This window comes from Vibrio sp. OPT18 (genome assembly GCF_015163615.1).
GTDB lineage: Bacteria > Pseudomonadota > Gammaproteobacteria > Enterobacterales > Vibrionaceae > Vibrio > Vibrio coralliirubri.
Window position 1 is genome coordinate 1 of the sequence record NZ_JADDYK010000088.1, and the last position, 21,409, is coordinate 21,409.

The 21,409-nt window shown below is 45.3% G+C and carries 18 protein-coding genes and 1 pseudogene; 14 read left to right on the top strand and 5 right to left on the bottom strand.

Features of this window, described 5'->3' with window-relative positions:
* From IQQ51_RS22500 to rpoC, 9 genes and pseudogenes are all read left to right on the top strand, one after another.
* Nucleotides 1-105: pseudogene (locus IQQ51_RS22500) on the top strand (elongation factor Tu); the annotation flags it as partial.
* A 223-nt stretch (nucleotides 106-328) separates the two neighbouring features.
* Entirely contained in the window at nucleotides 329-706 is a 378-nt protein-coding gene (secE, locus tag IQQ51_RS22505; protein ID WP_010435558.1) for a preprotein translocase subunit SecE, read from the top strand.
* 13 nt (nucleotides 707-719) lie between these two features.
* A complete protein-coding gene (gene nusG, locus IQQ51_RS22510) occupies nucleotides 720-1,268 on the top strand; it encodes a transcription termination/antitermination protein NusG (protein WP_010435556.1) in 549 nt (182 codons plus the stop codon).
* A 213-nt stretch (nucleotides 1,269-1,481) separates the two neighbouring features.
* Complete coding sequence (gene rplK, locus IQQ51_RS22515) at nucleotides 1,482-1,910, top strand: 50S ribosomal protein L11 (RefSeq protein WP_010435555.1); 429 nt, start codon at nucleotides 1,482-1,484, stop codon at nucleotides 1,908-1,910.
* A 4-nt stretch (nucleotides 1,911-1,914) separates the two neighbouring features.
* Nucleotides 1,915-2,619: a 50S ribosomal protein L1 gene (rplA, locus tag IQQ51_RS22520; RefSeq protein WP_017060523.1), complete on the top strand. Its 705-nt coding sequence runs from the start codon at nucleotides 1,915-1,917 to the stop codon at nucleotides 2,617-2,619.
* Nucleotides 2,620-2,869: 250 nt separating this feature from the next.
* Nucleotides 2,870-3,364: a 50S ribosomal protein L10 gene (gene rplJ / locus IQQ51_RS22525; RefSeq protein ID WP_010435550.1), complete on the top strand. Its 495-nt coding sequence runs from the start codon at nucleotides 2,870-2,872 to the stop codon at nucleotides 3,362-3,364.
* Nucleotides 3,365-3,421: 57 nt separating this feature from the next.
* Entirely contained in the window at nucleotides 3,422-3,790 is a 369-nt protein-coding gene (gene rplL, locus IQQ51_RS22530) for a 50S ribosomal protein L7/L12 (RefSeq protein WP_017631516.1), read from the top strand.
* A gap of 235 nt (nucleotides 3,791-4,025) precedes the next feature.
* Nucleotides 4,026-8,054 carry a DNA-directed RNA polymerase subunit beta gene (gene rpoB, locus IQQ51_RS22535; protein WP_017060526.1) on the top strand — a complete coding sequence of 1,343 codons (4,029 nt, stop codon included), beginning with the start codon at nucleotides 4,026-4,028 and terminating at the stop codon, nucleotides 8,052-8,054.
* 91 nt (nucleotides 8,055-8,145) lie between these two features.
* On the top strand, nucleotides 8,146-12,348 hold the full coding sequence (gene rpoC / locus IQQ51_RS22540; RefSeq protein WP_017060527.1) for a DNA-directed RNA polymerase subunit beta': 4,203 nt from the start codon (nucleotides 8,146-8,148) through the stop codon (nucleotides 12,346-12,348).
* Nucleotides 12,349-12,704: 356 nt separating this feature from the next.
* On the opposite strand, the gene IQQ51_RS22545 is transcribed toward rpoC, so the two are convergent.
* Nucleotides 12,705-13,202: an Rsd/AlgQ family anti-sigma factor gene (locus IQQ51_RS22545; protein ID WP_048605474.1), complete on the bottom strand. Its 498-nt coding sequence runs from the start codon at nucleotides 13,200-13,202 to the stop codon at nucleotides 12,705-12,707.
* Nucleotides 13,203-13,367: 165 nt separating this feature from the next.
* Between IQQ51_RS22545 and nudC the strand changes: the two genes are divergently transcribed.
* Both nudC and hemE read left to right on the top strand, forming a co-directional pair.
* On the top strand, nucleotides 13,368-14,177 hold the full coding sequence (nudC, locus tag IQQ51_RS22550; protein WP_050642895.1) for an NAD(+) diphosphatase: 810 nt from the start codon (nucleotides 13,368-13,370) through the stop codon (nucleotides 14,175-14,177).
* Nucleotides 14,178-14,476: 299 nt separating this feature from the next.
* The gene (gene hemE / locus IQQ51_RS22555) at nucleotides 14,477-15,544 is read left to right on the top strand and encodes a uroporphyrinogen decarboxylase (protein WP_017060530.1); all 1,068 of its coding nucleotides are present in this window, start codon (nucleotides 14,477-14,479) and stop codon (nucleotides 15,542-15,544) included.
* Nucleotides 15,545-15,647: 103 nt separating this feature from the next.
* Here the strand turns inward: hemE and IQQ51_RS22560 are convergent, their stop codons facing one another.
* Both IQQ51_RS22560 and IQQ51_RS22565 read right to left on the bottom strand, forming a co-directional pair.
* On the bottom strand, nucleotides 15,648-16,241 hold the full coding sequence (locus IQQ51_RS22560; RefSeq protein WP_193842191.1) for a uracil-DNA glycosylase family protein: 594 nt from the start codon (nucleotides 16,239-16,241) through the stop codon (nucleotides 15,648-15,650).
* Complete coding sequence (locus IQQ51_RS22565) at nucleotides 16,241-17,167, bottom strand: D-2-hydroxyacid dehydrogenase (protein WP_193842192.1); 927 nt, start codon at nucleotides 17,165-17,167, stop codon at nucleotides 16,241-16,243. The genes IQQ51_RS22560 and IQQ51_RS22565 overlap by 1 nt, the downstream gene beginning before the upstream one ends.
* A 71-nt stretch (nucleotides 17,168-17,238) precedes the next feature.
* On the opposite strand from IQQ51_RS22565, the gene IQQ51_RS22570 reads away from it, so the two are divergent.
* Complete coding sequence (locus IQQ51_RS22570; protein WP_017062699.1) at nucleotides 17,239-17,826, top strand: YjaG family protein; 588 nt, start codon at nucleotides 17,239-17,241, stop codon at nucleotides 17,824-17,826.
* 80 nt (nucleotides 17,827-17,906) lie between these two features.
* Here IQQ51_RS22570 and IQQ51_RS22575 read toward each other — a convergent pair whose 3' ends face one another.
* Nucleotides 17,907-19,088: a CNNM domain-containing protein gene (locus IQQ51_RS22575; protein ID WP_048614994.1), complete on the bottom strand. Its 1,182-nt coding sequence runs from the start codon at nucleotides 19,086-19,088 to the stop codon at nucleotides 17,907-17,909.
* A 270-nt stretch (nucleotides 19,089-19,358) separates the two neighbouring features.
* Between IQQ51_RS22575 and hupA the strand changes: the two genes are divergently transcribed.
* Both hupA and IQQ51_RS22585 read left to right on the top strand, forming a co-directional pair.
* Nucleotides 19,359-19,631: a nucleoid-associated protein HU-alpha gene (hupA, locus tag IQQ51_RS22580; RefSeq protein WP_004729753.1), complete on the top strand. Its 273-nt coding sequence runs from the start codon at nucleotides 19,359-19,361 to the stop codon at nucleotides 19,629-19,631.
* A 47-nt stretch (nucleotides 19,632-19,678) separates the two neighbouring features.
* A complete protein-coding gene (locus IQQ51_RS22585; protein WP_050649597.1) occupies nucleotides 19,679-20,377 on the top strand; it encodes a DUF1481 domain-containing protein in 699 nt (232 codons plus the stop codon).
* Between the two features lie 182 nt (nucleotides 20,378-20,559).
* On the opposite strand, the gene purD is transcribed toward IQQ51_RS22585, so the two are convergent.
* Nucleotides 20,560-21,409: phosphoribosylamine--glycine ligase (gene purD / locus IQQ51_RS27565; protein ID WP_228013156.1), on the bottom strand; the 850-nt coding region annotated here is incomplete at its 5' end.

A 21,409-nucleotide genomic window follows, 5' to 3' on the forward strand; every position in this document is an offset into this window, starting at 1 on the left:
GTTGAGCTAATCGCTCCAATCGCAATGGACGAAGGTCTACGTTTCGCAATCCGCGAAGGTGGCCGTACAGTTGGTGCTGGTGTTGTAGCTAAAATCTTTGCATAAGATTTGACGAACCACTAGTAAAAAGGGCATCATTTGATGCCCTTTTTCTGCGCTAAAAAAAGAGTTGGATGTTTTGACATCGATTTTTGCTCTTAGCAAAGAATTAAACGGTCTTTTTGACTAAAATGACTGTTAGATGTGTTGTTTTGCAACGCAAAGGAATGTGCCCTGCAACAGCGGGGTTATTGTCGTCTATATTTAAGACTTATCACAGGTTGGTTTTATGAAAGCAAACGCTGAAACTCCTGATAGCTCAGGTGCAGCAGATACAATGAAGTGGATTGTCGCTTTTGTTCTGTTGGCTGCTGCTGTTGTGGGTAATTACCTGTATGGTGAATTGTCTGTTGTAATTCGCGCTGCAGGTGTAGTTGTGCTGATTGCTGCCGCACTAGGCGTTGCAGCAACAACAACTAAAGGTAAAGCTGCGATCGATTTTGCAAAAGAATCTCGTATGGAGATTCGTAAAGTTGTTTGGCCTACTCGCCAAGAAACTATGCAAACTACATTGATCGTTTTAGCTGTATGTATTGTTATGTCTCTAGTGCTTTGGGGAATTGACGGCATTATGGTCCGTCTAGTTTCTCTAGCAACTGGGGTGTAGAGGGTTCTGATTCATGAGTGAAGCTCCAAAAAAACGTTGGTATGTAGTTCAAGCCTTTTCTGGCTTTGAAGGTCGTGTTGCACAGTCGCTACGCGAGCATATTAAAATGCACAACATGGAAGAACTATTTGGCGATGTGCTAGTACCTACTGAAGAAGTAGTGGAAATGCGTGCAGGCCAACGCCGTAAAAGTGAACGTAAATTCTTCCCTGGCTACGTATTAGTTCAAATGATCATGAATGATGAATCATGGCACTTAGTACGCAGCATTCCGCGTGTTATGGGCTTCATTGGTGGTACCTCTGATCGTCCTGCACCAATCACTGATAAAGAAGCTGATGCTATCTTGAACCGTCTAGAGAAAGCGAGCGAGTCTCCACGTCCTAAGACAATGTTCGAAGCGGGTGAAGTGGTTCGTGTGAACGATGGTCCATTTGCTGACTTCAACGGTACTGTTGAAGAAGTAGATTACGAGAAAAGCCGCATTAAGGTATCTGTATCGATCTTTGGTCGTGCAACACCGGTTGAGCTTGAATTTGGTCAGGTTGAAAAACTGGACTAAAACTCTAAGTTTTGAACAAGCTGTGGATAAATACTTCATAAGTTGTTCAAAATAAAAGAGTATAAAAAATCACCTTTTTAGGGTTGTTAAAGGCGCGAATTATGATTATAATTTCGCGCCTTTTTGCTTCTGTGGAAGTAAAAAAGAGTTAATTGAATTTATGGGGAGCTCGCCTTGCGGCTAGCGCATGTACCCAAAATATTAGGAAATATCATGGCTAAGAAAGTTGAAGCTTATATCAAACTGCAAGTTGCAGCTGGTATGGCAAACCCAAGTCCACCGGTTGGTCCTGCTCTAGGTCAACACGGCGTGAACATCATGGAATTCTGTAAAGCGTTCAACGCAAAAACAGAATCTGTTGAGAAAGGTCTACCTACTCCAGTAGTTATTACTGTTTACAACGACCGTTCTTTCACGTTCGTAACTAAGACTCCACCTGCTGCTGTTCTTCTTAAGAAAGCTGCTGGCGTTAAGTCTGGTTCAGGTCGTCCAAACACTGAGAAAGTTGGTACTGTTACTGACGCTCAAGTTCAGGAAATCGCAGAAACTAAAGCTGCTGATATGACTGGTGCTGACATCGAAGCAATGAAACGTTCTATTGCTGGTACTGCTCGTTCAATGGGCCTAGTGGTAGAGGGATAAGATCATGGCTAAACTTACTAAGCGTATGCGCGTAATCCGCGACAAAGTTGACTCAACTAAAGAATACGAAATCAGCGAAGCTGTTGCTCTTCTTAAAGAACTAGCGACTGCTAAATTCGTTGAGTCTGTAGATGTTGCTGTTAACCTAGGCATCGATGCTCGTAAATCTGACCAAAACGTTCGTGGCGCAACAGTGCTACCTCACGGTACTGGCCGTGACATCCGCGTTGCTGTTTTCACTCAAGGTGCAAACGCAGAAGCTGCTAAAGCTGCTGGCGCAGATATCGTTGGTATGGAAGATCTTGCTGAGCAAGTGAAAAAAGGCGAAATGAACTTCGACGTAGTTGTTGCTTCTCCAGATGCAATGCGTGTTGTTGGTCAACTAGGTACAATCCTAGGTCCACGCGGCCTTATGCCAAACCCTAAAGTTGGTACTGTAACTCCTAACGTTGCTGAAGCGGTTAAGAACGCTAAAGCTGGTCAGGTTCGTTACCGTAACGACAAGAACGGCATCATCCACACTACTATCGGTAAAGCATCTTTCGAAGCTAGCCAGCTTCAAGAGAACCTAGAAGCTCTTCTAGTTGCTCTTAAGAAAGCTAAGCCTTCTTCAGCTAAGGGTTCTTACCTGAAGAAAGTAAGCATCTCTACTACGATGGGTGCTGGTGTTGCTGTTGATCAAGCTAGTCTTGACACTCAAGCAAACTAATTTGCTTAGGCGCAGATTTAGTGTATACTTCTGCGCCTAATATTTGTGGTTGGGTGGTTTTAAAGCAATTTGAAATCATCTATCCCAAGACCGTAGGCGCTGTCGATTTTCATTAGATTATTGATAGCTTAATAAAACCTACGTAGGCGATGTTGTGGTTTGAAATGAATTTATTCATTTTTAAATAACATCGTAAACGCTCATTACATTTTGTATTGAGTGCTGTAATCACAACCAGAGGTTAATCCAAATGGCTTTAAATCTTCAAGACAAAAAAGCAATTGTTGCTGAAGTCAACGAAGCTGCCAGTGGTGCACTTTCTGCAGTTGTAGCTGATTCTCGTGGCGTTGAAGTTGGCGCAATGACTTCTCTACGTAAACAAGCTCGCGAAGCGGGTGTTTACATGAAAGTTGTTCGTAACACACTAGCACGCCGTGCGGTTCAGGGTACAGACTACGAGTGTCTAGTAGACACTTTCACTGGTCCAACTCTGATCGCATTCTCTAATGAGCACCCAGGTGCTGCAGCGCGTCTTTTCAAAGACTTCGCTAAAGAGAATAAAGATTTCGAGATCAAAGCTGCTGCATTTGAAGGCGCAGTTACTGATGCTGAAGTACTAGCGACACTACCAACTTACGACGAAGCTATCGCACGCCTAATGATGTGCATGAAAGAAGCTTCTGCTGGCAAGCTGGTTCGTACTATCGCTGCTGTTCGCGACCAAAAAGAAGAAGCTGCGGCATAAGCCTTGCTTTTCACTGGTTGCTATTTAAACTTATTGTTGACTTAAAAGAGAATTGTTATGTCTATTACTAACGAGCAAATCCTAGACGCAGTTGCAGAAATGTCTGTAATGCAAGTTGTTGAGCTTATCGAAGCTATGGAAGAGAAATTCGGCGTTACTGCAGCTGCTGCTGTTGTAGCTGGCGGCGCAGCTGGCGGCGACGCTGCTGCTGAGCAAACTGAATTCGACGTTATCCTAACTGCTGCTGGCGCTAACAAAGTACAAGTTATCAAAGCTGTACGTGGCGCAACTGGCCTAGGTCTTAAAGAAGCTAAAGGTCTTGTAGACTCAGCTCCTGCAGCGCTTAAAGAAGGCGTTGACAAAGCTGAAGCTGAAGCTCTTAAAGCACAGCTAGAAGAAGCTGGCGCTTCTGTTGAAATCAAGTAATTATTACTTAATTTCTTAGCCGTAAGGCTAATGGCTGGTGGTTTATTAACCACCGGCCTTTTTGCGCTGTAGGGCTATGACGAATTTTCCGCTGTTTAACCGTCATAATCCGAGCAAAAAAACAGTCATTTTTTCGAAATGATTGTTCACTACAGTAAACAGCTGTTTGTCACCGCCCCCTCTTGAAGAGTGTTTTGGGTGGTTTGGGTCACTTATCAGCGAGCTGAGGAACCCCATGGTTTACTCTTATACCGAGAAAAAGCGCATCCGTAAGGATTTTGGTACTCGTCCACAAGTTTTGGACATTCCATACCTGTTATCGATCCAGCTTGATTCTTTCGACAAATTCATCGAACAGGATCCAGAAGGTCAATACGGTCTTGAAGCTGCTTTCCGTTCTGTATTTCCAATTCAGAGCTACAACGGCAATTCTGAGCTGCAATACGTTAGCTACCGTCTTGGTGAGCCAGTTTTTGACGTTAAAGAATGTCAAATCCGCGGTGTTACTTACTCAAAGCCACTACGCGTAAAACTACGTCTAGTTATCTTTGATCGAGATGCACCAGCAGGTACTGTAAAAGACATTAAAGAACAAGAAGTCTACATGGGCGAAATTCCGCTTATGACAGACAATGGTACTTTCGTAATTAATGGTACCGAGAGGGTTATCGTATCCCAGCTGCACCGAAGCCCAGGCGTGTTCTTCGACAGTGATAAGGGTAAGACCCACTCATCAGGTAAAGTTCTTTATAACGCACGTGTAATTCCTTACCGTGGCTCATGGTTAGACTTTGAGTTCGATCCTAAGGATAACTTATTCGTACGTATCGACCGTCGTCGTAAGCTACCAGCATCGATTATTCTTCGTGCACTTGGTAAATCGACTGAAGAGATCCTAGATCTGTTCTTCGACAAAGTGAACTTCGAAGTTAAAGACCAAACTCTTCTTATGGAGTTGGTTCCTGATCGTCTACGTGGTGAAACTGCGTCATTCGACATCGAAGCAAACGGCAAAACTTACGTTGAGACTGGTCGTCGTGTTACTGCTCGTCATATCCGTCAACTTGAAAAAGATGGCGTTGAGCACATCGAAGTACCAGTAGAGTACATCGTTGGTAAAGTTGCATCTAAAGATTACATCAATGAAGCAACTGGCGAGATCATCGTTGGCGCGAACCAAGAGATTAGCCTAGAAGCACTTGCTAACCTGTCTCAAGCAGGTCACAAGGCTCTACAAACTCTGTTCACGAATGACCTAGATCACGGTCCATTCATGTCAGACACTCTACGTGCAGATAGCACAGTAGATCGCATCTCTGCATTGGTAGAAATCTACCGCATGATGCGTCCTGGCGAGCCACCAACGAAAGAAGCTGCAGAGTCTCTATTCGAAAGCCTATTCTTCTCTGAAGAACGTTACGATCTATCAACTGTAGGCCGTATGAAGTTCAACAGCTCTATCGAGCGTGAAGAAGAAGAAGAGCGCGGTACTCTGGATGAATCAGACATCATCGAAGTGATGAAGAAACTGATTGGTATCCGTAACGGTATTGGTGAAGTGGACGATATCGACCACCTTGGCAACCGTCGTATCCGTTCTGTAGGTGAAATGGCAGAAAACCAATTCCGTGTTGGTCTAGTTCGTGTAGAACGTGCCGTTAAAGAGCGCCTAAGCCTTGGTGACCTTGATGCAATCATGCCTCAAGATCTTATCAACGCTAAGCCGATCTCTGCTGCAGTTAAAGAATTCTTTGGCTCTTCACAGCTTTCACAGTTCATGGACCAAAACAACCCATTGTCAGAAGTTACGCACAAACGTCGTATTTCTGCTTTAGGTCCTGGTGGTCTTACTCGTGAGCGCGCAGGCTTCGAAGTACGTGACGTTCACGTAACTCACTACGGTCGTCTATGTCCGATCGAAACGCCTGAAGGTCCAAACATCGGTCTAATTAACTCGCTATCTGCGTTTGCACGTTGTAACGATTACGGTTTCCTAGAAACTCCGTACCGTCGTGTAGTAGATGGTGTAGTAACAGAAGAAGTTGATTACCTGTCTGCAATCCAGGAAGGTCAATTCGTAATCGCGCAAGCAAACACCATTCTTACTGAAGAAGGTACGTTTGCAGATGAGCTAATCACAGCTCGTCAAAAAGGTGAATCTGGTCTTCACCCACGCGATCACGTTGACTACATGGACGTTGCGACAAACCAAGTAGTATCTATCGCTGCTTCGCTTATCCCGTTCCTAGAACACGATGATGCGAACCGTGCATTGATGGGTGCCAACATGCAACGTCAAGCTGTACCAACACTTAAGGCTGATAAGCCTCTAGTAGGTACAGGTATCGAACGTAACATCGCAGTTGACTCTGGTGTTACAGCGGTTGCTAAACGTGGTGGTCAAGTTCAGTCTGTAGACGCTTCTCGTATCGTAGTTAAGGTTAACGAAGATGAATTGGTACCTGGCGAAGCTGGTATCGATATCTACAACCTAACTAAGTACACGCGTTCGAACCAAAACACATGTATTAACCAACGTCCAACTGTACTTCCTGGTGAACCAGTTGCACGCGGTGATGTTCTTGCTGATGGTCCTTCAACAGACCTTGGTGAACTAGCTCTTGGCCAAAACATGCGTATCGCATTCATGCCTTGGAACGGTTACAACTTCGAAGACTCGATCTTAGTATCTGAGCGCGTAGTTCAAGAAGACCGTTTCACGACAATCCACATCCAAGAACTATCTTGTGTGGCTCGTGATACTAAGCTGGGTTCTGAAGAGATCACAGCTGATATTCCAAACGTAGGTGAGTCTGCTCTGTCTAAACTAGACGAGTCAGGTATCGTTTACATTGGTGCTGAAGTTAAGGGTGGCGACATCCTAGTTGGTAAAGTAACCCCTAAAGGTGAAACTCAACTGACTCCTGAAGAGAAGCTACTACGCGCTATCTTCGGTGAGAAAGCATCTGATGTTAAAGATACTTCTCTACGTGTACCAAACTCTGTTTCGGGTACTATCATCGATGTACAAGTCTTCACTCGCGATGGCGTAGAGAAAGACAAGCGTGCACTTGAAATCGAACAGATGCAGCTTAAAGAAGCTAAGAAAGACCTAACTGAAGAGTTCCAAATTCTTGAGGGTGGCCTTCTTAACCGTGTTAAAGCTGTACTTCTGTCTGGTGGTTACTCTGAAGCTAAGCTTGATACTATCGGTCGTAAGCAATGGCTAGAGCAAGTTCTAGAAGACGATGCGCTACAAACACAGCTTGAGCAACTTGCTGAGCAGTGGGATGAGCTAAAAGCAGACTTCGATAAGAAGTTTGAAACTAAGCGTCGTAAAATCACTCAAGGTGATGATCTAGCGCCTGGCGTTCTTAAGATTGTTAAAGTTTACCTAGCGGTTAAACGTCGTATCCAGCCTGGTGATAAGATGGCCGGTCGTCACGGTAACAAAGGTGTAATCTCTAAGATTAACCCTGTTGAAGACATGCCATACGATGAGAAAGGTCAGCCTGTAGACATCGTACTTAACCCGCTGGGTGTACCATCGCGTATGAACATCGGTCAGATCCTAGAAGTTCACTTAGGTTTGGCTGCGAAAGGTATCGGTGACAAGATCAACCAAATGGTTAAGGAACAACAAGAACTGCATAAGTTCCGTGAGTTCCTACAGAAGGTTTACGATCTTGGTGATACTCGTCAGAAAGTTGATATTGCTGAACTGTCTGATGATCAAGTTCGTACACTGATCAAGAACCTACGTGGCGGTCTACCGATTGCTACTCCTGTGTTCGACGGTGCTTCTGAGTCTCTAATCAAAGAACTACTTAAACTGGGTGATCTGCCAGAATCTGGTCAGCTTAAACTGTTTGATGGTCGTACTGGTGATTCGTTTGAGCGTCCTGTAACTGTTGGTTACATGTACATGCTGAAACTGAACCACTTGGTTGATGACAAGATGCATGCTCGTTCAACTGGTTCTTACAGCCTAGTAACTCAGCAACCACTTGGTGGTAAAGCTCAGTTCGGTGGTCAGCGTTTCGGTGAGATGGAAGTATGGGCACTAGAAGCATACGGTGCTGCATATACTCTACAAGAAATGCTAACCGTTAAGTCAGATGACGTTAACGGCCGTACTAAGATGTATAAGAACATCGTAGACGGTAACCATAGCATGGAACCTGGTATGCCTGAGTCGTTCAACGTACTGTTGAAAGAGATTCGCTCGCTAGGTATCAACATCGAGCTAGAAGACGAAGAGTAATCCCTCCTCTTTTTAAAAGAAGATAGGATTATTTGGTAAAAGGGAGCTTGCTACAGCAGTGAGCTCCTTTAACTCCTTACAGGAGCTGAATGTGAAAGACTTATTAAACTTTCTAAAAGCACAGCATAAGACCGAAGAATTTGATGCAATCAAAATCGGTCTATCTTCACCAGACATGATCCGTTCATGGTCTTTTGGTGAAGTTAAAAAGCCGGAAACAATTAACTATCGTACGTTCAAACCTGAACGTGATGGTCTGTTCTGTGCACGTATTTTTGGTCCAGTTAAAGACTACGAATGTCTTTGTGGCAAATACAAGCGCCTGAAGCACCGTGGTGTTATCTGTGAGAAGTGTGGCGTTGAAGTTACACAAACTAAAGTTCGTCGTGACCGTATGGGCCACATCGAGCTAGCTTCACCAGTTGCTCACATCTGGTTCCTAAAATCACTGCCGTCTCGTATCGGTCTACTAATGGATATCCCTCTACGTGATATCGAACGTGTTCTTTACTTCGAGATGTACGTAGTAACTGAACCAGGTATGACTGATCTAGAAAAATCTCAGATGCTTACTGAAGAAGAGTATCTGGATCGTCTAGAAGAGTGGGGTGACGAATTCACTGCTAAGATGGGTGCTGAAGCGATCAAAGATCTGCTTGCAACAATGGACCTTCATCAAGAAGTGGAAGAAATGCGCGAAGAGTTAGAAACTACTAACTCAGAAACTAAGCGTAAAAAAGTTACTAAGCGCCTGAAGCTAGTTGAAGCGTTCATTGCATCGGGTAACGATCCGCAATGGATGATTCTGACTGTACTTCCGGTTCTGCCGCCAGATCTACGTCCTCTAGTACCACTAGATGGCGGTCGTTTTGCGACTTCAGATCTGAACGACCTTTACCGTCGTGTGATCAACCGTAACAACCGTTTGAAGCGTCTTCTAGAGCTAGCTGCTCCGGACATCATCGTACGTAACGAAAAGCGTATGCTGCAAGAGTCTGTTGATGCGCTTCTAGATAACGGTCGTCGTGGTCGTGCTATCACTGGTTCTAACAAGCGTCCTCTGAAATCTCTTGCTGATATGATCAAGGGTAAACAAGGTCGTTTCCGTCAAAACCTTCTAGGTAAACGTGTAGACTACTCTGGCCGTTCTGTAATCACAGTAGGTCCATACCTTCGTCTACATCAGTGTGGTCTTCCTAAGAAGATGGCACTTGAGCTATTTAAGCCGTTCATCTACAGCAAGCTAGAAACTCGTGGCATGGCTACGACAATCAAAGCTGCTAAGAAGATGGTAGAGCGCGAAGAAGCTATCGTTTGGGATATCCTAGACGAAGTAATCCGCGAACACCCAGTACTGCTTAACCGTGCACCTACACTTCACCGTCTAGGTATCCAAGCGTTTGAACCAGTACTAATCGAAGGTAAAGCGATTCAGCTTCACCCACTAGTGTGTGCGGCATACAACGCCGACTTCGATGGTGACCAAATGGCGGTACACGTGCCTCTAACTCTAGAAGCACAGCTTGAAGCACGTACACTGATGATGTCGACGAACAACATTCTGTCGCCAGCGTCAGGTGATCCGATCATCGTACCTTCTCAGGACGTTGTATTGGGTCTTTACTACATGACACGTGACAAGATCAACGTGAAAGGCGAAGGTATGTACCTTGCTGGCCCTGCTGAGGCTGAAAAGGCATACCGTACTAAGACTGCTGAGCTACACGCTCGCGTTAAAGTACGTATCACCGAGACTGTAGTAGACGAAGATGGTAACAGCACTACTGAAACGAAGATGGTTGATACAACTGTCGGCCGTGCAATGCTATGGCAAATCGTTCCAGCTGGCCTACCGTACAGCATCGTTAACCAAAAGTTAGGTAAGAAGCAGATCTCTACTCTTCTTAACGAGTGTTACCGTAAGCTTGGTCTAAAAGATACAGTAGTATTTGCTGACCAAATCATGTACGCAGGTTTTGCATACGCTGCACTTTCTGGTGTTTCTGTAGGTATCGACGATATGGTTGTACCTCAAGCGAAATACGATGAAATTGAATCTGCTGAAGAAGAAGTTCGCGAAATCCAAGAGCAATTCCAATCTGGTCTTGTTACTGCGGGTGAGCGTTATAACAAAGTTATCGATATCTGGGCATCTACGAATGACCGCGTTGCGAAAGCAATGATGGATAACCTATCTTCTGAAACAGTTATCAACCGTGACGGCGAAGAAGAACAGCAAGAATCGTTCAACAGCATCTACATGATGGCCGACTCGGGCGCACGTGGTTCTGCAGCTCAGATTCGTCAGCTAGCAGGTATGCGTGGTCTGATGGCGCGTCCAGATGGTTCAATCATCGAAACGCCGATCACAGCGAACTTTAAAGAAGGTCTAAACGTCCTTCAGTACTTTATCTCAACGCACGGTGCTCGTAAGGGTCTTGCGGATACAGCACTGAAAACAGCAAACTCGGGTTACCTAACTCGTCGTCTAGTAGACGTTGCTCAAGACGTTGTAGTACACGAACATGACTGTGGCACGCATGAAGGTATCGACATGATGCCTCACATCGAAGGTGGTGACGTTAAAGTTGCACTTTCTGAGCTTGCTCTAGGTCGTGTAGTAGCTGAAGACGTTCTTAAGCCTGGTACTGAAGATGTACTGATTCCACGTAATACTCTGATTGATGAGAAGTGGTGTCAAATCATGGAAGACAACTCAGTAGATAGCATGAAAGTGCGCTCTGTTGTTACCTGTGATGCAGACTTCGGTTGTTGTGCACAGTGTTACGGTCGTGACCTAGCACGTGGTCACCTAGTGAACCAAGGTGAAGCAGTTGGTGTTATCGCTGCACAATCTATCGGTGAACCGGGTACACAGCTAACGATGCGTACGTTCCACATCGGTGGTGCGGCATCTACTGCAGCAGCAGAGAACAGCATCCAAGCTAAGACAACTGGTACTGTGAAACTTCACAATGCTAAGTTCGTAGTTAACAAAGATAAGAAACTGGTTATCACTTCTCGTGCATCTGAGATGACGATTATTGATGAATTCGGCCGTACGAAAGAGAAGCACAAACTTCCTTACGGTTCGATGCTAACCAAAGGCGACAACGCAGCAGTTACTGCTGGTGAAGTTGTAGCTAACTGGGAAGCGCATACCATGCCAATCATCACTGAAGTGGCAGGTCGTATCCAATTCGTAGATATGATCGATGGTATTACAGTTTCTCGTCAAACTGACGATCTAACGGGTCTTTCTTCAAGTGAAGTTACAGACGCAGCAGCTCGCCCAGCAGCAGGTAAAGATATGCGTCCAGCTATCAAACTTGTTGATGAGCAAGGTAACGACGTAATGATCCCTGGTACTGATATGCCAGCTCACTACTTCCTACCTGGCAAAGCGATTGTAAACATCGAAGATGGCGCTGAAGTTGGCATCGGTGACACACTATCTCGTATCCCTCAAAAATCGAGCGGAAACAAAGATATCACCGGTGGTCTACCACGCGTAGCTGACCTATTCGAAGCTCGTAAGCCTAAAGAGCCTGCGATCCTTGCTGAGCACACAGGTACTGTGTCTTTCGGTAAAGAAACGAAAGGTAAGCGTCGTCTAGTTATCACTCGTGAAGGCGGTGACGCTTACGAAGAGATGATTCCTAAGCATCGTCAATTGAACGTGTTCGAAGGTGAGAAGATTGAACGTGGTGATGTAATCGCCGACGGTCCTGAAACTCCACACGATATCCTGCGTCTACGTGGTATCCACGCAGTAACTCAGTACATCGCGAATGAAGTTCAAGAAGTTTACCGCTTACAAGGCGTAAAGATTAACGATAAGCACATCGAGACTATCGTTCGTCAAATGCTGCGTAAGTGTACAATCACTCATTCTGGTGACTCTCCGTTCCTACCTGGCGAACAAGTTGAGTACCACAATGTTAAGATTGCTAACCGTAAGCTAGAAGCTGAAGGTAAAGAACTAGTACGTTTCGAACGTGACCTACTAGGTATTACTAAAGCGTCTCTTGCAACTGAGTCATTCATCTCAGCTGCATCGTTCCAAGAAACGACTCGCGTACTAACAGAAGCTGCGGTTTCTGGTAAGCGTGATGACCTTCGCGGTCTGAAAGAGAACGTAATTGTTGGTCGTCTGATCCCAGCTGGTACTGGTTTCGCATACCACCAAGAGCGTCAAAAGCAACGTGAAGAAGAGCAAGAAGGTCCTTCAGCTGAACAAGCTACTGACAATCTAGCAGCACTTCTAAACGCTGGTTTCTCTTCAGAAGAGTAAGCTCTACGAGTAGTCTCTAAGAGATAAGAAAAAGGCACCTTCGGGTGCCTTTTTTGTATCTGGCGTATTGGTGTTTAACGAGAGGCCTATCGTTCAGAATCTGATAGGTTTGCTTGATTGCTTGATTGCTTGATTGACTGGTGGACTTAGTTGAGAGTACTTTCTTTAAGGCAGTTTTGGGTGTTTACAGACATGTCGTGAGGATGAAACTGGTGACAAGTGTTAAGTCTGGTTATCGCAAAACATCCGAGCAGGGACGAACCAATAGGCTCTGGTAGAAGAGTTGAATGTGTTAGGTAACGCTACAGACAAAACAAAAAGCTTGCACAGAGGCAAGCTTAGAAGATGTTAAGCCATTACGCTCCTGGTGGAACCGCTAGGCTGTCGGCAATTTGTTGTATCAGCTGGTCTTCAACCGCAAACCTCGCCTCAAGAATCTCACCAACGAGTGATAGCTCACTATCAAAGCTTTCTAATGTATCGGTCGCTTCAATGGCAGCGTATTTATCGGTGAAGTTGAGCAGTGGATCGGTGGTAAGAACGATATGACCATAAGATTGGTTGATTTCGTCTGTTGCTTTGAAGCCAGTAGACTGCCATTTGTCCATCACCATGTCATAGATTTTGAAATGACCTTCGGAGATGTAATCAACAAGATGTTGGCTGAATTTTTGGAGCTCTTCTGGAGAAGGTAGTTCGGTGATTGCAGTTGCTTTCGACGATGAAGGCTGTAGAGCGGCAAGCTTACAATACTCAACGATTAGAGACTGTCGAGTTTCGAGCCAATGATCGATGACCTCATTAGAGCCACCCCATTGTTCTTGTATTTGTTTGAATTTATTTAGCATGACCATGTCCTCATGATCTGATCACAACCTTGTGATCAAGTAATTGCCTAAGCAGGGTCCGTTTTATTGGTAGCTACTAAAAGTAATAGCTTGAAATATTCTCTGCTACAACTCTAGTATGAAATTAGATTGCCAGTAAAATGAACGAACTGCAAGCAATGAGGCATAGGGATGTTAAAAAAAAGTGATAACAAAATGACAGAGCAAGCTTATTGGTGCGTCGTTTCTGGTAGTGATATTTGGGTTAATAATGATCAGTTTCCGTTTGGCTCTGCTGAAGAGCTAGGGCTGAGTGTGGAGCATGCAATCTGTATTGGTCAGCATCAAGGTCGCAAGGTGTATTGGCTCAACGATTGTGATGTGGAGAATGAGCTGAGCATGGTCAGCCTAAGAGAGTTACTGCACTGGCCTGAAGCGAGTTTCTTGACTGCAAGCAAAGCTATCCAATATGGGCATATGACTCAAAGTATGCGTTTTTGCCCTCAGTGTGGTGGTCGAAATCATCTCAATCATAACCAGGTGGCGATGCAGTGTGGAGATTGCCGCACACTTCATTACCCTCGTATATTCCCGTGCATCATTGTCGCTGTACGAAACGACAACAAGATATTGCTTGCGCAGCACCCAAGACATAAAACAGGTATGTATACCGTGATAGCGGGCTTCCTAGAGGTTGGAGAGACCTTAGAGCAGTGTGTGGCAAGAGAAGTCAAAGAAGAAACGGGTATCGATGTCGATAATATTCGTTACTTTGGCAGCCAACCATGGGCGTTTCCATCGAGTATGATGATGGGCTTTCTCGCAGATTATGCTGGTGGTACGCTTAAGCCTGACTACAGCGAGCTATCGGATGCTCAATGGTTTGACGTAACAAGCCTACCTGATGTTGCTCCTGTTGGAACCATTGCGAGACAGTTGATTGAGAAAACCGTTGATGACGTGATGAAAGATGGTGTGACGGAGCAGATGCTAGAGCACTAATTTGCCTGTGATAGTATTTGGCCTATGGGTGGTCAAAAGCTAAAAAAAACCCTCCACAAGTGGAGGGGGTAAGTAAGATGTCGTTATGAGATGCTGAGTAGTGACTACTCAGATGTTATAATTGTAATTTTCGCTAGCGAACAAATTTTTAACATGCTCCCGTAATTGGGTGCAAATTAAGCATTGATTTAAAAGTTAATAACTTGATCTAGGTTGCAAAGCACACAGCTTTTACCCTTCAATCAGTGTTAGAATACTTGCCATCAAAACTAGACAAGATTGAATTGGAATTTAACGGAATGACCGAATTAAAAAACGATCGCTATTTACGCGCACTTTTAAAACAGCCTGTTGATTACACACCGGTATGGATGATGCGCCAAGCTGGCCGCTATCTTCCTGAGTACAAAGCAACGCGCGCTGAAGCGGGCGATTTCATGTCTTTGTGCAAAAACGCGGAACTGGCATCAGAAGTAACACTTCAACCTTTACGTCGTTTCCCGCTTGATGCGGCAATCTTGTTCTCAGACATCCTAACTATCCCTGATGCAATGGGCTTAGGTTTGTACTTTGAAACAGGTGAAGGTCCTAAGTTTGAGCGTCCTATCACGTGTAAAGCTGACGTAGAGAAGATTGGCCTACCTGATCCAGAAGGTGAGCTTCAATACGTAATGAATGCCGTTCGTCAGATCCGTAAAGACCTGAAAGGCGAAGTGCCACTGATTGGTTTCTCTGGTAGCCCATGGACTCTAGCGACATACATGGTTGAAGGTGGAAGCTCTAAAGCATTCACTAAGATCAAGAAGATGATGTACGCAGAACCACAAACGCTGCACCTGCTTCTAGACAAGCTGGCTGACAGTGTTATCGAATACCTGAACGCGCAAATTAAAGCGGGTGCTCAATCGGTAATGGTATTTGATACATGGGGTGGTGTACTGACTCCTCGTGACTACAACCTATTCTCACTGCAATACATGCACAAAATCGTTGATGGCCTAATCCGTGAAAACGAAGGTCGTCGAGTACCGGTTACTCTGTTCACTAAGAACGGTGGCATGTGGCTTGAGTCTATCGCAGCAACAGGTTGTGATGCGGTTGGTCTAGACTGGACAATCAACATCGCAGATGCAAAAGCTCGCATCGGCGACAAAGTTGCTCTGCAAGGTAACATGGATCCTTCAATGCTTTACGCTCAGCCTGAACGTATTCGCGAAGAAGTGGGCAGCATCCTTGAAGGCTTCGGCGACGGTGGTACAGGTCATGTATTTAACCTAGGCCACGGTATCCATTTAGATGTACCGCCAGAGAACGCTGGTGTATTCGTTGACGCTGTTCACGAATTGTCTAAGCCTTACCACAAGTAATTCTGAGTAAGATTATTGAAAGCGCTGTTGGGAAACCAACAGCGCTTTTTTATTGCCTGAAATTGGCATTTGATGGCGGTTTAATCTTGTTGTGTGCAGCTAATTAGGTATTTGGATCATGGTAGGCCAAATGCTCAGAGATGTGTTTCCTGATATAAGGAGTGACTTCACTTTCAAACCAAGGGTTCTTCTTGAGCCAGATATTATTGCGTGGCGAAGGGTGGGGTAATGGCAAAAACTCAGGCGCCCACCTTTGCCAATCACGCACGGTTTCGGTCAATGTGCTAGTGGTTTTGTTTGTTAGGTAATGGTTTTGTGCGTACTGGCCAATCAGCAGTGTCATTTGAATATCGGGTAGAGATTGCAGCACTTTGTTATGCCAAAGCTCCGCGCACTCTTTGCGTGGTGGAAGATCACCACTTTTCCCTTTCCCCGGATAACAAAACCCCATAGGCACAATCGCGACTTTTTGCTCGTCGTAAAAAGTATCGCTATCTATCCCTAACCATCCTCTTAATCGTTCGCCACTAGCGTCATTCCAAGGGATCGACGACTCATGCACCTTGATACCCGGCGCTTGGCCTATGATCAGCAAGCGCGCGTTTGGGTGTGCTTGAATCACCGGGTTAGCACCGTGTGATAGGTGAGGCTCACAAGCTCGGCATTGTCGAATCTCTGTAAGTAACGAAGAGGACATCAGTAACCTTTATCAAAATCGATGACATGATTAAGTGTAAAGCCATCTCGCCATTGTTGATAATTCTCTGCGAAGATCTCGACGACTTGTCTTGGCTCACTGAGTGCAGCGATGTGTGGAGTGATGGTGACTTGCGGTAGTTTCCAGAAGGGGTGTTCCTGAGAGAGGGGTTCACTTTCAAACACATCTAAAAATGCGTGTTCTACCCATCTGTTTTTTATGGCGAGCAACAAGGCTTTATTGTCGATGCTTTCCCCTCGACCGACATTAAACAGCAACACATTAGAGCAGTAACCTAACGTGGTTTGGTTCAACAGCTGATAGGTTTCAGCGGTTGATGGCAAGGTGTTGACCACAATATCGGCCTGCTTAAGGGCAGCCTCTATCTCATTGATGTGGAAAGTCTCTTTAAAGGTTTCTTGTTTGGATGGGATGCCGGTACGGTTGACACCTATGGTATGAATACCAAAAGTCGCCGCGGTTTTTGCCAAATGACTGCCGATTGAACCTGTTCCTAAAATCACCATAGTTTTGTCAGTTAGGCTAGTATAAAGCTGTGGCTGCCAGTTTCGTTGTTGTTGATGCTGGTGGTAATGAGGGAAGTGTCTACAGTGACTGATTGTGTAACCCAATACGTATTCTGCGATAGCCGGGCCAAAGATGCCTTTGACGTTGGTTAGTGTATAGTCCTGACGCAGATCTGGCTGAGTGAGTTTATTGATTCCGGCATAGGTACTCTGTACCCAGTCTAGCTCTTTAAACTCGCCGAGGCGCTCTGCGATTAGAGGTGGTGACGCCAAGACAATCTGTGCTGATTCGGGGTTTTGAGTGATTTCTAGGTCGGGTAAATCCTGGTTTAGAATCAGTTGCGTATAGGTATCGTCATGCTCAGTAAGAATATAGAGCTTATTCGTAAAATTGTTCATCGGCTTACCTTTTCCCCCCAGGGTTTATCAAGTACACTTTCGCTGTCTTTTTCTGCAATTATTGAGTGACTATGCTTCAGAATCCACTGCAGGTTCGTCTAGAAAAGTTAGAACCTTGGCAACAAATTACCTTTATGGCGTGTCTATGTGAGCGTATGTACCCTAACTATGCCATGTTTTGTGAGAATACAGAATTTGCGGAAGCTCGAATCTATCGTGATGTTTTGGATAGTATTTGGGAAATCCTGACGGTTAAAACAGCAAAGGTGAACTTTGAGCGTCAACTTGAGAAGGTTGAAGAGCTATTCCCTAGCGGTGATGATTTTGATTTTTATGGTGTTTACCCAGCAATGGACGCATGCCAAGGCCTAGCAACGCTAATTCATGGTTTGCTTGACCGTGAACATATGTTGGAAGCGGTAATTAAAGTGAGTCAACAATCGGTGAAGACGGTTGCTGAGCTTGAGTTTGCTCAAGGCGCTGAAGAAGTGACGAACGAAAACCAGAAAGAAAACGAAGCGGTATGTGAAGAGTGGGACGTTCAGTGGGCCATTTTCCGACCTCTACGTGAAACGACTGAGCGTGACTTAGAGCTGATCAAAGACCTACGCCACGAACTGCGTGAAGACCCAGTCAGTAACATTGGTGTTGCGCTATAATTCGCTAACGCACCAAGGTACGAATAAAAATAAAGGCTCCCTAGGGAGCCTTTGTTGTATCTGACGGTATCAAATTTAGATTAAGCGTCTTTTTTGTCTTCGTTCTGCGCTTTGTCTTTTGATGCCTTATCTTTTGAGGCGTCGTCGTCATCCGTTGATTTTGCATCTGAAGAGTCGTTGTCTGCTGGAGTTGCTTCCTCTAGCTCGTCCTCGTCATCGCGGTTTTCGATAACGCCGTGTGTCTCTTTCCACTTTTCCCAGCGTTGGAACGCCAGTTCTTGCATGTCAGTCGTCTTATCCGCTTCATCGACAATCTCTTCGCCTACTAGGTGCTCAAAGATGTCTTCTAGGGTGATGATGCCCTGAATAGTGCCGTATTCGTCCACAACTAAAGACAGTTGCAGGCGGTTTGCCATCATCTGGTCAAAGGCCTTAGCCAAGCCCATGTTGTTCAGCAACACGTGGATAGGGCGCATTACCTCACCCAGAGCTTTTTCACCACAACCAGCTTGCTGCAATCTAAACAGCTCTAGGCGGTGAACAAAACCGATGATGTTGTCACTCTGCTCGCTGTAAACCAGCGGACGTGAGAACGGCGTGTCTTTATGTTGCTCTAGGAAGGTATTCACACTCATCTCCGCATCAACACGGAATACCACTGGACGCGGCGTCATTACCTGAGTCACGGGTACATCTTGAATACCCAGTAGGTTGCTCAGGATTTTTGACTCGCCTTCTGCAAACTCACCGCTCTCTTTTGCCAAAATTGCCATTGCAGATAGCTCATCACGCATTTTTGGTGCCTGGTGGCCACGAGCAAGACGCTTGGTGATCTGTTCTGAGAACCAGACAAACGGTGTTAGGAAGAACACCATCCAACGCAGCACGCTTGCCGAAGCAGGAGCAAGTTGACGCCAGTAGGTTGCACCAATGGTTTTTGGAACAATCTCAGACAATACCAAAATACCCAGCGTTAGCACGGCAGAGAAGACACCTAACCATTGGCTACCAAAAACGACAGCCGCTTGTGCACCTGCTGTCGCAGCACCGATAGTATGCGCGATGGTGTTGAGCGTTAAAATTGACGCAAGCGGGCGGTCAATATCTGTTTTCAGTTTGTCTAAAGACTCTGCTGCAGGGTGCCCATTTTGTTTTAGTTGAGCAATGTAGCTCGGACTAATACTCAAAAGTACAGCTTCCAAAACAGAACAAATGAAAGAAACTCCAATAGCAATGGAGACGTAAATAGTTAGCAGCAGCATGTTTGCCCTTAAATTAAATTGTACGCTTTAGCAGCGATTTAGCGTGGATTATAGTGAAAAAGTAGTGGCTAGGTCATCATTAATTTTGCGCTCAGCCCCTTTTAAACAAGGGCTTGCTTAATAAAATCAGTAACAAATTGTGAGTTATTACTCATATTATGGCTAAAACTACGGCATTAGAGCTAAAGATCGACGACAAACCTTTGCCAGATGGGGCATTTATGTTTTAGAGTGAATTGAATTCAAAAATACAAAGAAGGGAAACCTAAAATGAACAAGACTCAATTAATCGACTTTATTGCTGAAAAAGCGGACCTTTCTAAAGCACAAGCTAAAGCTGCTCTAGAAGCGACTCTTGGCGGTGTTACAGATGCTCTTAAAGATGGCGATCAAGTTCAGCTAATTGGTTTTGGTACTTTTAAAGTAAACCACCGTGCAGCTCGCACTGGTCGTAACCCAAAAACTGGTGATGAGATCCAAATCGCTGCTGCAAATGTTCCAGCATTTGTTGCAGGTAAAGCGCTGAAAGATTCAGTGAAATAATCTAAACTGTACCGAGGTAGTCGTATTCCACCTCGGTACAGGTTTTTATGAAAAAAGCATTTCTTCTCGTTTCACTATTATCTACATTTCTTATTGGCTGTTCTTCAACAAGCCCTCGCAAAAACCTAGAGCAATTTGAGACTCACACCGGCGGCCAAGTCATGGGCGACGCGACAAGTTTCTACTGGGTTACAAACAAGCTAACACAACCTCATACTTCAGCTGACTACGTCACTGTCGGCGATTACGGCTGGTACCAAACTGACTATGCTTGGTCAGAAGGCGTGCTTCGTGAATTCATTCGTGAAGGCGAGCAGCGTAACTCTTCTAATGAGTTGGCTCCTTATCGTGTCCATGTGCGTTTCAATAAGTCAGGCGAAGCTGTGTATCAACAGTATCGTATTGATAGCAAAATCTTACCTATCCAAGCTAAGCAACTCGAAAACTACCAGAAAGAAGCTAAGTCGGTTCTAGAGACTACGATGAAGCAAAATGACGAAGGGCTCAGACTGGTTCAGGGTTACTGGGATGGCAGTTCTTTTAAGACGTGCGCTGGTGGAGAATTTGATCGTATTGAATTTAACCAGACATTACCAAGCTTCGTGATCGACCGATTGGCATCAGTGGAAAGCTATGCGGCGTTTCTTGGCAGTGATTCACTGGGTAAGATGAGCGTGGAAGAGTTACTGATGCTGGCTGAAGACAGCCATGATTGTGTCGTTAGGCCATCATTGTTGAAAGAATAGCGAGTAATCAAAGGATTGAGAGTATTTGGCCTACTGTAGGCCAAGTGCTGATTTGTCTGTACAGACGCGGATTCTTAGAAAGATTGAGTAATAAAAAAGGCGCCTATCGAGGCGCCTTTTGCTGTTATTCGCTTGCTGTCATTTGCTTACTGTTATGGAAAGTAAGCGAGTAACAATATTGATTACTGCTCTTGCTCGCGCGCAATCGCACGGTAACCAATGTCATTGCGGTGGAACATACCATTCCAGCTAACCTGCTTCGTCAACGCGTAAGCACGCTCTTGAGCTTCAGAAACCGTGTTACCCAGTGCCGTTGCACAAAGTACGCGACCACCGTTTGTCACCACATCGCCAGCTTCGTTATTAGTCGTACCCGCGTGGAAAACCTTTTGGCCTTCAACTTCGCTTGTTGGTAGTGAAATAACGTCACCTTTTGCGTAGTCAGCAGGGTAACCGCCAGCCGCAAGAACAACACCGATAGAAGCGCGTGGATCCCACTTTGATTCTGCTTCGTCTAGTTTCTCGTCGATAGCCATTAGGCAAAGCTCAACAAGGTCTGACTCCATACGCATCATGATAGGTTGCGTTTCTGGATCGCCGAAGCGGCAGTTGTATTCGATAACCTTAGGTGTGCCGTCAGCATCGATCATTAGGCCAGCGTAAAGGAAACCCGTGTAAGGTGCGCCTTCTGCATCCATACCACGTACCGTTGGATAGATAACCTCTTCAAGGATACGGTTGTGGATTTCAGGCGTCACAACTGGAGCTGGAGAGTAAGCACCCATGCCGCCAGTATTAGGACCAGTGTCTTTGTCGCCAACACGTTTGTGATCTTGGCTGGTGGCCATAGGAAGAACGCTAGAACCGTCAACCATTACGATGAAGCTTGCTTCTTCGCCTTCAAGGAACTCTTCGATAACCACGCGGCTGCCAGCTTCGCCAAATGCGTTGCCAGCTAGCATATCTTTGATTGCGTCTTCAGCTTCTTCAAGGGTCATCGCAACGATAACGCCTTTACCCGCCGCAAGACCG

Excerpts from the sequence above, each read along its gene's own strand:
- secE (WP_010435558.1), top strand. The coding sequence starts at position 329 with ATGAAAGCAAACGCTGAAACTCCTGATAGCTCAGGTGCAGCAGATACA.
- nusG (WP_010435556.1), top strand. The coding sequence starts at position 720 with ATGAGTGAAGCTCCAAAAAAACGTTGGTATGTAGTTCAAGCCTTTTCT.
- rplK (WP_010435555.1), top strand. The coding sequence starts at position 1,482 with ATGGCTAAGAAAGTTGAAGCTTATATCAAACTGCAAGTTGCAGCTGGT.
- rplA (WP_017060523.1), top strand. The coding sequence starts at position 1,915 with ATGGCTAAACTTACTAAGCGTATGCGCGTAATCCGCGACAAAGTTGAC.
- rplJ (WP_010435550.1), top strand. The coding sequence starts at position 2,870 with ATGGCTTTAAATCTTCAAGACAAAAAAGCAATTGTTGCTGAAGTCAAC.
- rplL (WP_017631516.1), top strand. The coding sequence starts at position 3,422 with ATGTCTATTACTAACGAGCAAATCCTAGACGCAGTTGCAGAAATGTCT.
- rpoB (WP_017060526.1), top strand. The coding sequence starts at position 4,026 with ATGGTTTACTCTTATACCGAGAAAAAGCGCATCCGTAAGGATTTTGGT.
- IQQ51_RS22545 (WP_048605474.1), bottom strand. The coding sequence starts at position 13,202 with ATGGTCATGCTAAATAAATTCAAACAAATACAAGAACAATGGGGTGGC.
- nudC (WP_050642895.1), top strand. The coding sequence starts at position 13,368 with ATGTTAAAAAAAAGTGATAACAAAATGACAGAGCAAGCTTATTGGTGC.
- hemE (WP_017060530.1), top strand. The coding sequence starts at position 14,477 with ATGACCGAATTAAAAAACGATCGCTATTTACGCGCACTTTTAAAACAG.
- IQQ51_RS22560 (WP_193842191.1), bottom strand. The coding sequence starts at position 16,241 with ATGTCCTCTTCGTTACTTACAGAGATTCGACAATGCCGAGCTTGTGAG.
- IQQ51_RS22565 (WP_193842192.1), bottom strand. The coding sequence starts at position 17,167 with ATGAACAATTTTACGAATAAGCTCTATATTCTTACTGAGCATGACGAT.
- IQQ51_RS22570 (WP_017062699.1), top strand. The coding sequence starts at position 17,239 with ATGCTTCAGAATCCACTGCAGGTTCGTCTAGAAAAGTTAGAACCTTGG.
- IQQ51_RS22575 (WP_048614994.1), bottom strand. The coding sequence starts at position 19,088 with ATGCTGCTGCTAACTATTTACGTCTCCATTGCTATTGGAGTTTCTTTC.
- hupA (WP_004729753.1), top strand. The coding sequence starts at position 19,359 with ATGAACAAGACTCAATTAATCGACTTTATTGCTGAAAAAGCGGACCTT.
- IQQ51_RS22585 (WP_050649597.1), top strand. The coding sequence starts at position 19,679 with ATGAAAAAAGCATTTCTTCTCGTTTCACTATTATCTACATTTCTTATT.